The organism is Campylobacter gracilis, assembly GCF_001190745.1.
GTDB lineage: Bacteria > Campylobacterota > Campylobacteria > Campylobacterales > Campylobacteraceae > Campylobacter_B > Campylobacter_B gracilis.
The window spans coordinates 526,798-538,818 of record NZ_CP012196.1 but is presented as its reverse complement, the minus strand read 5'-3'; the positions used below and the strand labels follow the sequence as shown (position 1 = coordinate 538,818).

Genomic DNA, 12,021 nt, shown 5'->3' with positions numbered 1-12,021 from the left:
GAGGCTACGCTCCCGTGCAAATTTGCCCCGCATATACGATATAGTAGCGAAGCAGAATGACGCCGCAAAGCACGACGAAAGAATTTAAAACTATAAACGCAGGCTTGTAGGCGTGGTTTTTCAGCGCCGTAAAGGCGATGATGATCGGAGCGATGAGCCCCGTGCCTAAAACGCCGATCCAGAAAATTTTACCGTAAACCTCGTGCGTCAAAGCCTGCTGTGCCGCAAGCGCGCTAGTGCCGCCCTCAAAATACATACCGACAAACAGAATGAATAAAAGCGGAATCTCAAAGAGTATCGCGCGCAGATCAAGCACCAAAAGGTATTTTATGCTATCTTTGTTTAACGAGCCTTTAAAAAACAGAAGTCCAACTAAAATGCTCGCCGCGATGCCGCTGGAAAAGCCGGATAGCAGAAATAAAATCGGCAGCACCGGAGTATTCCAAAGCGGAATTTTCATCACCGCGCTTAACAAAAAGCCCGTATATGCGCCCACGCAAAGAGCAAGGATAAATAAAACTCGCTCGAATAGTTTGGAAGCTTTGGCGAACGAGCTTAGTAAATTTACGATAGGGCGTAGGAATGCAAGTAGTTTAAATTTACAAATTTCTTCGCCGAATACGCATAGCGCAAATACAAAGCTAAACGGCACGTAGATCAAAAGCGCCAAAACGCCGAGGCTCATCACCGAGCCGAAGTTAAATTTGATCAGCAAAAGATAGAAGGTAAGAGGCTTGCCCAGATCAAAGATCAAAAGCAAAAGCCCCGCGCAGATCGTAAGCGGCGCCGTGATCGCACCCGCTCTAATCATCGCGTCCCAGATGGAATTTTGCTCGCTTTCGTGGCGATTCCATTTGACTAAAAGCGCCACCATCGTCGCTCCCGCGCTAAGACCCGCCAAAAATAGATAAATCGCAATCGGCCAAGGCCAGTAAATTTCAGAGTATTGGCTCATATCGCCCCACATATTATTCATAGCGTCCTCCTTTTTTGTTTTTGATATTCGCTAGGCGCGGCTTGGTGTTTAGATATGCTTTTGGATATTCTACGCTTGTTTTGGCTAGCAGCTTGCTTACCTCGGAATTTACGTCATTTACGTCGCCGAAAGTTAAAGCATCCGTTGGGCACACGCTTACGCAGGCAGGCTGTAAGCCTTTGCTAGTGCGGTTCGTGTAGCAAAAGGTGCATTTGCCGATAGCGTGCGTGACGGGATCTACAAACCTCGCGTCGTAAGGACAGGCTAGGATGCAGTATTTGCAGCTGACGCAAAGTCTCTCGTCTATGAGCGTTACGCCGTCTTTGGTTTTAAAGCTCGCTCCCGTAGGGCAGACGTCCACGCAGGGGCTATCCTCGCACATAACGCAGCTGGCGCGCGAATAATCAAGTTTTAAATTTGGAAAAACGCCGCTTGTTTTGCCGTGCACTTGCAGCCTATAAACGCCGCTCGGTACGCCGTTTTCATTCCTGCACGCAACCGAACAGGCTTGGCAACCTATACATAAATTTTCGTCGTGAATCATTATGAGTTTTTTCATAACCGCCCCTTTCAAATTTTAACTATATCGACGCCGACGTTGGTTACCATCGTGCTTACCACAGGACCCGCAGCCGGATCGAGAAGGACGCTTTGGTTTGTGCCTATGCCGTTCGTGCGCTTTAGTCCCGGGCTTACGTGCCCGAAGCCGTGGTATAAAAACAGGCAGTCGTCTCTGATGCCTTGCGTGACGAAAATTTTAGCTTTTTGCTCGCCGAATTTATTTTTGAGCTTCACGATATCGCCCGTCTTTAGCCCTTCCGCTTTTGCGGAAGCCGGGCTGATCCAAACCGGCGATTCGCTCATCATATCGTTTAAAATTTTGACATTTTGAGTGTGGCCGTTGGTGTGAAGCGCGGTCTTGCCGGTCATGAGGCAGTATTTGTGCCCGCCGAATACGTCCATACCCTCGGTATTTAAGCAGCCGTATCCTGCGAAAAGCTCCTCCACTTTCGGCGCGAAAAGTTCGATCTTACCGCTTGGGGTTTTAAATTTCATCTGCGAGCTCATCTCGCCGTTTTCGTCCACGAACTCCGCCGCGGCAGGATATTTATCGATAAATTTAGCCACGAGCTTCGGCTCTCGGTAATATAGCTTCGGCACTTTGTAGCTTACGTAGCCGTTTTTGATTAAATTTGCGATTAGCTCGGCGTTGCCTTTGGCTTGCTGCATGCGGTATTCGTCGATATTGTTCCAGGTGTAGTCCTTATCGATCTTCATCACCCTCGCAAGCTCTCTAAAAATTTCATAGCCGCACTTCGTATCGCCCACCGGCTCGACGGCTTTGTTTCGCATCACAAATCCCGGCGCGGTGCCGCCTTTGTTTTGAATCGACTCGTCGCGCTCCAAATACGTGGATTCGGGCAAGATCACATCGGCTAGGCACGCAAAGTCGCTCATATACACGTCTATTGCGAGCACGAAGTCTAGCTTTTTGATCGCTTCTACGCTCTTATCCACGCCCGCAACGTTGATAAGGTGGTTAAAGCGCGTGCTGACCCAGCCTTTTACGGGGTAAGGCTTTTCGCTTAAAATCGTAGGCGCGATCTGCATCAAAACGCCGTGTTTACGCGGCACGAAGAAATTTTCGCTACCTTCTTCGCCGCAGCCGTCGATGCGCGCGGTCTTTGGAATTTTAAACTCCTTATCGGGGTTTGAGATAGTAGGGAATAGATCCTCTTTGCAAAGCGCGTTGAAGGTTTTGGAGTCCTTCGAGAAGTAAATTCCGCCCTTTCTCTCGACGTTTCCCATCAGCGCGTTTGCGATCGCGATGGCGCGCGTGCGGACGTATTCGGCTTTGGCGGTCGTGGTTTTATGACCCCAATCGATTATGACTGCGGGAGCTGCGGCGTAAATTTCATTTGCGATGCGCTCGAGCTTATCCGCTTTGATGCCCGTGATACCCTCTTGCCAAAGCGGAGTCGTATCTTTCACGGACTGCCTTAACTCCTCTAGCCCCACGGCGTATTGTTCGATAAATTTTTTATCGTATTTGTTATCGCGTAGCCAGACGTGAATCAGCGCCATCAAAAACGCCGCGTCGGTTCCCGGCTTTATCGGCAGCCACTCGTCGGCTTTAGAAGCTACGACGCTAAAGCGCGGATCGAGCACCAAAAGCTTTACGTCCTCTCTGCTTGCGGCTTTTGCGAGCTTTTTTGTTTTTGAGATGTCGATGCCCTCAAAGAGATTGTGGCCGAAATTTACGATGTATTTTGCGTCGCCGTAGTCTCTTTGCATGTTAGTGCCGAAAGTGTGCGGCACGGCGATATTGTAGGTGACCGGGCAACAGGACCAGTGCGAGTAGATGTTCGGACTGCCGTATGCACAGGCGAAATTCATCATCTGGGTGTGGTGTTCGCCCGTTTTGGATGTAAAAACTACGCTTTGTGGGCCGTATTTTTGCGAAATCTCGCCAAGCTTCTGCGCGCAAATTTTAAGCGCCTCGTCCCAGCTCGCCTCTTTAAATTTGCCCTCGCCGCGCTCGCCTACGCGAATGAGCGGCTTAATGAGCCTTTGATCGTCGTAGAGCTGATTGATGCCCGCGCCTCCGCGAGCGCAGACTGAGGTTTTGTTCGAAAAGCGATGGTTGCCCTCGATGAGAGCGCCGCGACCGTTTTTGACGGTCACCTCGATAGGACAGCGCGAGGAGCACATCTCGCAGACGCTGGCGACTTTCTTTTCCGTCCCGCCGGTGACCGCGCTAGCGTTTAAATTTAGATTTAGCGTCGCTAGCGTGCCGATCGCGGCGGTGCTTTTTAAGAAATTTCGTCTATTCATAAAAACTCCTTACCTTTAAATTTCGGTAGGAATTCTAAGGATTCATCGTAAAAATAAGGTTAATTTTGATAATGCAGCTTTTGGCTTAGACTTTATCTCAAAAGATAAAATGCGTCCTGCGCTGTATTTTAAAGCCGTAAAATAGCGCCAGCAGTAGCAAAATGCTAATTGCGCCGCAGATCGCAAGGGCTACGCGAGCGCCTAATAACTCGGTAAAAAAGCCCGATATGAGCGCTCCAAATGGCGTACTACCTATTAAAAATAGCGCGTATAAGCTAAGCACGCGCCCGCGGAATTCGTTGCTTACGTGCATCTGCACGGTGGAGTTGATGCTTGAGTTTGTGATTACGAAAAGAAACCCAGTTACGGCAAGCCCTGCCGCAGCCCATGTAAAGGAATTCGCAGCCCCAGTAAGAGCTAAGCTCACCCCCATAGCGATCGCGCACGATCTGATTTTGCGGATGCCGAGTTTATCAAAGACTGCTACGAAAAGTGCGCCGCAAAAGGCTCCCACGCCTAGAGCCGACATCAAATATCCAAAGCTTCGCTCATCCGCACCCAGGCTAAGCTTAACAAGCGCCGAGATCGTTACGTTGTAATTTGGCACCAACGTCGCTACAATAAGCACTATTATCATTAGCTCGCTTAGAATTTTTTTGTGCAAGACATACGAAATTCCGGCACCAATCGAGGCAAAAACGCCTCCGCTTCTGCTAGATAGCGTAGTAGCGGATGGCGGAATTTTTATGAAAAACAGCGAAACGATGATGCCTAAAAAGCTAAGCGCGTTGAATAAAAAGCAAAAGCCCACGCCCCACAGCGCCATCACTATCCCCGCAAGTGCGGGTCCTGCGATACGAGCGACGTTGAAGGACATAGAATTTAACGCTATGGCGTTGGCTAGATCGCGGGGCGAGTCGATGAGGTCTTTTACCATCGACTGGCGGCTTGGGGCATCCATGCTGGTAAAGATGCCGCTTGCAAAAGCACAAAATAAAATTTTGCCGAAAGAATATAGCTCGCAAAAGCTCATAACCGCGAAAATTGAAGCGGTCACCGCCATGCCTATTTGAGCGAGCAGAAGGATCTTTTTGCGATTAAACTTATCGAGCAGTACACCGGAAAACGGCGTGCAAAGTAGCGCGGGCAAGAACCTCGCCGCAGCTACGAGGCTGACCTTAAAAGCGTCTGCGGTTATGCTTAGCACTAGCCACGGCAGCGCGACGCTTTGCATCCAAGAGCCGATCAGCGAGAGGTTCATCCCGATCCAATAAATTCTAAAATTTGAGTATTTAAGCGATAGGAAGGGATTTTTCAACGCACTGCCTTTTGAAATTTTGATTTGAGATTATACATTAAATTTTAAAAATTCACTTAAAGATTTAACATTTATAAAAATTTAACGAAAATTTAATATTTCTGAAAAGAAAAATTTTATATACTCTGCAATAAATTTTTAAGCAAAGGATTAAAAATGCAAAGACCGACTCCGATTAATCAGGAAATCAAACTCGATGAGAAGCGCTATATCGTTTCCAAAACCGATCCGAAGGGCATTATCACGTTTGCAAATCCGTATTTTTGTATGATTTGCGGCTATAGTGAGCTTGAGCTTTTGGGGCAGCCGCATAACATCATCAGGCATCCGGATATGCCGCGCATAGCGTTTAAGCTTATGTGGGATACGATACAGCAGGGCAAGGATTTTACCGCCGTGGTAAAAAATTTAGCCAAAGATGGGCGCTTTTATTGGGTCATTACGGAATTTACTTCTAAAAAAGATCCTGTAACAGGGCAGATCACCGAATACACGGCATTTCGCAAGGCTCCGCCAAGATCCGCGATCGAAACTATAGAGCCAATTTATAGGGCGCTACTGGATGCTGAAAGAAACGGCGGTATGCAGGCTAGCCAAAAGGCGCTCGTGGACTTTTTAAAAAGCAAAGGCGAGACCTACGAGAGCTGGATCGCAAAGGTCTCAGGTAAATCAAATCCGCTCACCGCAATGTTTTTTAAGGCGATGAAAAAGCTTTTTAGCTAGTTTGACTGACACAGACGCAAATTAAAATTCCGCGGAATTGGTTGGAATTTTACCTCGAAAATTCCATGACATAATAAAATTATAAAATGCGAAATTTAGTCAAAATTCCGCGGAAATTTCTTAAATTTGAAATATAGAATTTAATAAAAATTCTTTAAAGATTATATTTTAGATTTCTTATATATATTTTACATCTAGTAGTATCATACCATACAGGTTGTTTCTACATCTAAAATTCCTGATGCGTATTTAGCGCAGCTCCGTGAAGCGCTAGAAAGTAACTTACGACAGGGCATCGGGCTATATAGCTACTTGATCTAAGAAAGAGGTGATTTGCTAAGAGAGAAATTTACTATAAGACACGAGGGTTGCTTTAAAATTTAAAAAGTTGAGTATAAGGCGGATTTAAAAATAAGGAAATTTATACGCTTGATTAGAATTTTTTGGATTTATGGTAGATTTTACGTATAGCTTAAAATTTCTAGAGTCTTTGCCTTATTGTAGGACAGCGAATGAGCGATAAAATTTACTGAGCTTTAAGTGATGAGAATATAAAATGGTGCGTCCATCAAATTTAAAGGCGATAAATGGATCAAAGCAGGCTTGAGGAATTAAGAAAACTCCTAAATAATCAGCACAGCGATGCAAAGCAAAATCTAACAGAAGGTCTTTATCCCAAAAATTTTAACGCTTTCGACTTCAAAAATTTAAAATTAGAAGATGCAAGCTCTAAGACTTTAAATTCTGATGATACCGCTATTAACAAAAGCTCCGAAGTCCAAGCCAGAGATTACGACAAAAATCCGATAATAATAAAAGACTATGCTTTTTACGACTATATGAAATATTCCATGATTGCCACGCTTATAGGATGCTTATTCTTCATCTCGGTCGTTACCGTAGTAAACCCCATTGAGCCCAAAAATTTTAGATTACTTCCTTTCGCTTTGGTAATGTTTTTTATCAGGCGAAAGCAACAAAAGGGCGTCTATTTCGTATTTAACGATTCGGATATCAAATATTACAAAGAAGATAAAGCTTATAAATCTTTGAAACTTGAACAAATCGGCGCCGTTGCGATCAGTTTTGATCCGCGCTGGGACCGGCGGCAGAGGATAAGCATACCTGAAATGATGTTTTTGTCGCTTTGGCCTTTGGGCGCATAAGTTATGCGCGGAATGCATGCAATGATCGCGCTAATTTCGATGATAGCAATTAGCCTATTCGGAGCGGGTATATTGATGCATCTTAAAAATGGCAGTTTCAGATGCCTAGGCGTCTATGACCGGCTTGTGATATACGGCGAAACGGGCGTCTTAGAATTATAAATGTTTTGATTTATAGCGAAAAAGAGTATCTGGAATTAAGAGAGTATTTTATGCGCAAAACGCATATAGATTTAGATACCGTCCCGCGCACCTTATCGGTATTTAGCAAAAAGGTAAAATTTAGAAAATTTAAATTTAAAAAGAGATATCATAAGGCAAATTAAAAAGCAAGGAAATAAGCTGATTTTATAAAAAGTACTGATAAATGGAAAATTTTAATAAACAGCAAACAAGAGATTACGACAAAGATCCGATAATTCTTAAAAACTACGAATATCTATATCAAAAGCTATTAATGGTTTTCTCTCTTTTTATAGGCGGCGTATTTGCCATAATCGTAAATTTCGATTGGAAAACCAGCGACGCAGTGGATTATAGCGTCAAGGACAGTATATACATGATTTTGTTTCTATCATTTTTATCACTATTTATTATATTGCCGGAGCTTATAGATTATAGAAAAAAGAGACCGACGATACGGCTTAAAAACAACCAAATAGAATTTTACGAAAAAGATAAAATCGCGTATGTCGAGCAATGTGAAAATTTGCAGCATAATATGGATTGGTCCTTTTTTATAGGAAATTTTAAAGGAAAAAGAGGATTGCTATATATGTTTATGGCGGTATTGCTATGCTTGGTTTTCATGACGATTGATCTTGTAGCTGCTCGTTGGTTTTTGAGCTTTGCTTTGTTTCAGTTTGCGGGCAATATATTAGTAAAATTTATCTTTTGCCTTGTTTTGGGAAAGAGCGGCGATAGGAGATTTTCGCTTTTTCCTGCATTGAGAGTTGGCGAACCGCATTATGGACATATCGGCTTATTTGCTTGCTCTAGATATTATTTAATACCGATATTTAGAAATTCTATATATTTTGAATTGAAAGAATATTTCTTAACTAGACATAATATAAATATCAACGATGTAGATAAAATTTATCTCTAGCTATAAGTGACACAAAATTTTATCAAAATATATGATGCAGAATTTTTAATGCATCAAATTCCATCCCGCGATACGGCGGAATGGAATTTAAAAGCAGCTCATTCGTAGCGAGTAAATCTAAACAGAATTTTAAAATTTAAATCCCAAAAACGCTAGCCGTTGTATCCTAAGCGGCGCATATTTGCGCACGCGTCCTTGTAGCCGTAATAGCACGAGATGCGGTATAGATCAATGGCGTTAAATTTATTCTGCTCTACGCCTTCACCTTTTTCAAACATCGCTGCGAGCTTCTGGCAAGCAGGGAAATTTTGAGAGAGCGTGCATGCGGCGTTGTAGGCGTTGGCGGCAGAAGCATAGTCGTGCTTGGAATACATAGAATCGGCGAAATTTAAACACATCGCGCCATTGCCGTTTTTGCACGCATCGCTTTGCACGACGCTGCCTTGTAGGTTCATCGCACGGATACCGTCTTGAACGTCGGCGAAAGAATATTTACCGCTCTTAGGCGCATCGACTGCGCTCTTTGGCGCGTTGCTAACGCAGCCTGCTAAAAATACCCCGGCGGCGATCAAAGCTAGAATTTTTTTCATATTTTGCTCCTTAATTTTTTGAAATTTGGCGACCCAAAACGTAATAGGTCTCTTTGCCTGCGACCTTTTGCAGCTTGAGCTTAAATTTTTCCGACCAAGAGCGGATAATCTCCTCCGCAGCGGTCTTGCGCTCCTCATTTGTAGCGTCGTTTTTGATCTTAAAATACGGGTTTGAATTAGACATCGCCACATGCGCGCCGTAAATTTTAAGCTTATCGTTCAGCCCCACGATGCGATCAAGCTCATTATCCTCAAAATCGCACTTCGATAAAATTCCTCGCAGCTGCGCGACCGTCGCGTCGTTTACGCTATATCCTAGCGCTAGCAAAATTCCATCTTCACTCATTCTCATCCTTTCAAAAAAATTTATCTGTTCGCTTGTGAAATCAAAACGCCTTCGATTATGCTTTTTATATCGCCGTCTAAAATCGCATCGGTCTGGCTATACGCCTCGCCGCTGCGGTTATCCTTGACCTGCTGATACGGGAAAAGCACGTAGGAGCGGATCTGATGCCCCCAGCCGATCTCGCTCTTAGGCGCGTTTTCGTCCTTCTCGCGCTGCTTCATCAGCTCAAGCTCGTAAAGGCGCGACTTTAGCACCTTCATCGCCGTTTCTTTGTTTTTGTGCTGGCTTCTGTCGTTTTGGCAGTTTACTACGATGCCCGTCGGGATATGCGTGATGCGCACGGCACTTTCGGTTTTATTGATATGCTGCCCGCCTGCGCCGCTTGCGCGAAACACATCGACGCGGATATCCTTCTCTTCGATATTTATCTCTATATCGTCATTTAACTCAGGACTTACCATCACGCTTGAAAAGCTCGTGTGTCTGCGCCCTGCACTATCAAACGGGCTTACGCGCACCAGGCGATGGATACCGTTTTCGGCTTTCAGATATCCGTAGGCGTTCTCGCCACGCACGATGAAGCTAACGTCCTTAAGACCCGCTTCCTCGCCCTCTTGAAAGTCCAAAACCTCGATCTTAAAGCCCTCTCGCTCGCAAAAGCGCAGATACATGCGGTATAGCATACTCGCCCAGTCGTTGCTCTCCGTACCGCCCGCGCCCGGATGAATGCTGACGATAGCGTTTTTATCGTCGTTTTCTCCGCTAAGCATCATAGAAATTTCTAAATTTATGATCTTGTCCTCTAGCTCGTCCGCCTCGGCAAAAAGCGAGTTTATCGTCTCCTCGTCGTTTTCCGAGTTTGCCAGCTCATATAGAGCTTTTGCGTCGTCTACGGCATTTTTAGCGTTTAGAAATTTATTTAAGATATTTGAAATTTTAGTTTTTTCCTTGCCGATGGCGCCTGCTTTTGCGATGTCCTGCCAGAGATTTTGATCGTTTTCAAGCTCCTCGATCTCTTTTAGACGCGCTTTAATATTCTCCGGTTTTACGACGCCTGCAATATTTTCGACTTTAATACTTAGGGTTTTTAAAAGTTCCGTGTATTCATAATTATCCAAAATTTAAGACCTTTTTATGCTTTTGGCGTGATTATAACATATTTTGGATTAAGGTTGTTTATAAAATTTTATTTAAGGCGGGTATTATGAAGCATTTATCTATTAGGGATATCAAAACCTGCTTGATATTGCCATGATTAATCAGTTTAAGCTCCGTCGAGAGATCGGGCAAAGGGTCGTTTAGTAGCAGTTTTAGCTTTGCTTCTTCTAGCTTTAACTTTTTGCAATCGGCTTTTTTGTCTTCAAGCATAGACACCACTAGTCTTAGCTTTTCTTTTGTCATTTCGCTTTGCACGAAAGCACCTTATACACGATAATAGAGCATAAAAAAGCTGCGAGAGAGCAAGCAAAATACGCCCAAATTTCTCCGATAGTTTTTTCAAGAAGCGCGTGCAGTCCTAACAAAAAGAATACTAAGCCTATAATGCAAATCACGCCCGTAATTATATTTAATAAAACCGAATTGGCGCTCTTTAAAAAAGAGCGCCTAATATCGCTAGCTTGAGCGTCTACGAGCTCTACTACCGAAACTATAAATTCAGATATGCCGGCCATTATTTTTTCAGCAACCAAGCGAGCAAAAATCCGACGCCAGCAGCGATAGCGATGCTTTTTATCGGGTCTTGTTTTATCGTGTCATTTACGCTTTCTATGCCGTCTTTGCCTTTGAGCCTTAGATCATCTATATATTTTTTGATCTCATTGCTATTTAGCTGATCTAGAATTTTATCTTTAGCAGACTCCGCACGCTCTGCGCCTATATTTTTGATGGACTTCATAATCTCTTTAAAATCCGCTTTTAAAGAGTCGATATCCTTTTTCAAAGAATCTAAATTTGTCTCTTGAGTAGCCATTTTCGCTCCTTTTGAAGTTTATTTTAGAGCTAAAGCTCGTGATAGATTTTAGTACTTATTGATTAACGCTCGCTAAATAGATTGCCCTTTCGCGCTTAATTTATACCTTTAATATTTTTTGATATAATTGCCAACCTTAATATTTTATATTGAAAAGAGAGAATAATGCAGATCATTAGAAGCGTAGAGGAGCTAAAAAGCTTCAGAGCGGCGGCAAGCGGCAGCGTGGGCTTTGTGCCTACTATGGGGGCTTTGCACGCGGGGCATGCGAGCCTCATAAAAAGAGCGCGGAACGAAAACGACATCGTAATCGTCTCGGCGTTCCTCAATCCGGCGCAGTTTTTGCCCGGCGAGGATCTAAACAGCTACCCAAAAAATGAAGCGGGCGATATTAAAATTTGCGAAAGCCTCGATGTGAACGCGTTTTTTATCCCGACCGCGGATGAAATTTACAGCACGGAGGAGCCAGCGATCATAGCGCCTAAGCCGATAAGTGAAATTTTAGAAGGCAAAACGCGCCCCGGGCACTTCGACGGCGTACTTAAAGTGCTAAATAAGCTTTTTAATCTAACTCGTCCTAGCAACGTTTATATGGGCAAAAAGGACACCCAGCAGCTTTTCATAGTGCAGAAGATGGTAAAGAGCTTTTTTATGCCTATAAATATCGTCCCTTGTGAGATCGTGCGCGAGAGTGATGGGCTCGCGCTTAGCTCGCGCAACGCCTACTTGGACGAGGAGGGAAAGCTTATGGCGCTTAAGCTTTCGCGCTCCTTGCTAAATGCCAGCTCGCTTATTAAAAAAGGCGAGATCAGCATAAATATCGTCCGCGAAAAGATGCTTAACGTACTTGAGCCGCTGGCGGTCGATTACATAGCGTTCGTGGATTATAAATTTAATGAAATTTCGCAGATCAAGCAAGGCGATACGATAATCCTGCTTGCCGCAAAGGTCGGCACAACCCGCCTGATCGATAATATCTGGCTGTAA

13 protein-coding genes are annotated in these 12,021 nt (G+C 44.2%); 4 read left to right on the top strand and 9 right to left on the bottom strand.

The window, feature by feature from the left end:
* Window positions 1-4 precede the first annotated feature (4 nt).
* The 4 genes from nrfD to CGRAC_RS02810 form a co-directional block, all read right to left on the bottom strand.
* Entirely contained in the window at window positions 5-976 is a 972-nt protein-coding gene (gene nrfD / locus CGRAC_RS02825) for an NrfD/PsrC family molybdoenzyme membrane anchor subunit (protein ID WP_005870770.1), read from the bottom strand.
* Window positions 969-1,535 carry a 4Fe-4S dicluster domain-containing protein gene (locus tag CGRAC_RS02820; protein ID WP_040303872.1) on the bottom strand — a complete coding sequence of 189 codons (567 nt, stop codon included), beginning with the start codon at window positions 1,533-1,535 and terminating at the stop codon, window positions 969-971. The genes nrfD and CGRAC_RS02820 overlap by 8 nt, the downstream gene beginning before the upstream one ends.
* Before the next feature lie 11 nt (window positions 1,536-1,546).
* Window positions 1,547-3,811 carry a thiosulfate reductase PhsA gene (gene phsA, locus CGRAC_RS02815; RefSeq protein ID WP_005870767.1) on the bottom strand — a complete coding sequence of 755 codons (2,265 nt, stop codon included), beginning with the start codon at window positions 3,809-3,811 and terminating at the stop codon, window positions 1,547-1,549.
* 97 nt (window positions 3,812-3,908) lie between these two features.
* Window positions 3,909-5,129: an MFS transporter gene (locus tag CGRAC_RS02810; RefSeq protein ID WP_005870766.1), complete on the bottom strand. Its 1,221-nt coding sequence runs from the start codon at window positions 5,127-5,129 to the stop codon at window positions 3,909-3,911.
* 156 nt (window positions 5,130-5,285) lie between these two features.
* On the opposite strand from CGRAC_RS02810, the gene CGRAC_RS02805 reads away from it, so the two are divergent.
* The 3 genes from CGRAC_RS02805 (at window position 5,286) to CGRAC_RS02795 (ending at window position 8,126) form a co-directional block, all read left to right on the top strand.
* The gene (locus CGRAC_RS02805; protein WP_005870765.1) at window positions 5,286-5,852 is read left to right on the top strand and encodes a PAS domain-containing protein; all 567 of its coding nucleotides are present in this window, start codon (window positions 5,286-5,288) and stop codon (window positions 5,850-5,852) included.
* A 587-nt stretch (window positions 5,853-6,439) separates the two neighbouring features.
* Entirely contained in the window at window positions 6,440-7,018 is a 579-nt protein-coding gene (locus tag CGRAC_RS02800; RefSeq protein WP_050346301.1) for a hypothetical protein, read from the top strand.
* A gap of 367 nt (window positions 7,019-7,385) precedes the next feature.
* Entirely contained in the window at window positions 7,386-8,126 is a 741-nt protein-coding gene (locus tag CGRAC_RS02795; RefSeq protein ID WP_005870059.1) for a hypothetical protein, read from the top strand.
* A gap of 152 nt (window positions 8,127-8,278) precedes the next feature.
* Here the strand turns inward: CGRAC_RS02795 and CGRAC_RS02790 are convergent, their stop codons facing one another.
* From CGRAC_RS02790 to CGRAC_RS02765, 5 genes are all read right to left on the bottom strand, one after another.
* Entirely contained in the window at window positions 8,279-8,716 is a 438-nt protein-coding gene (locus CGRAC_RS02790; protein ID WP_005870060.1) for an SEL1-like repeat protein, read from the bottom strand.
* 10 nt (window positions 8,717-8,726) lie between these two features.
* Window positions 8,727-9,062 carry a hypothetical protein gene (locus CGRAC_RS02785; RefSeq protein ID WP_005870061.1) on the bottom strand — a complete coding sequence of 112 codons (336 nt, stop codon included), beginning with the start codon at window positions 9,060-9,062 and terminating at the stop codon, window positions 8,727-8,729.
* A 20-nt stretch (window positions 9,063-9,082) separates the two neighbouring features.
* Window positions 9,083-10,180: a peptide chain release factor 2 gene (gene prfB, locus CGRAC_RS02780; RefSeq protein ID WP_005870062.1), complete on the bottom strand. Its 1,098-nt coding sequence runs from the start codon at window positions 10,178-10,180 to the stop codon at window positions 9,083-9,085.
* 58 nt (window positions 10,181-10,238) lie between these two features.
* Window positions 10,239-10,475: a hypothetical protein gene (locus tag CGRAC_RS02775; RefSeq protein ID WP_100067308.1), complete on the bottom strand. Its 237-nt coding sequence runs from the start codon at window positions 10,473-10,475 to the stop codon at window positions 10,239-10,241.
* A 259-nt stretch (window positions 10,476-10,734) separates the two neighbouring features.
* Window positions 10,735-11,034 carry a DUF883 family protein gene (locus CGRAC_RS02765; RefSeq protein WP_005870065.1) on the bottom strand — a complete coding sequence of 100 codons (300 nt, stop codon included), beginning with the start codon at window positions 11,032-11,034 and terminating at the stop codon, window positions 10,735-10,737.
* A 165-nt stretch (window positions 11,035-11,199) separates the two neighbouring features.
* On the opposite strand from CGRAC_RS02765, the gene panC reads away from it, so the two are divergent.
* Window positions 11,200-12,021, top strand: a complete 822-nt coding sequence (panC, locus tag CGRAC_RS02760) for a pantoate--beta-alanine ligase (RefSeq protein WP_005870066.1) — start codon at window positions 11,200-11,202, stop codon at window positions 12,019-12,021.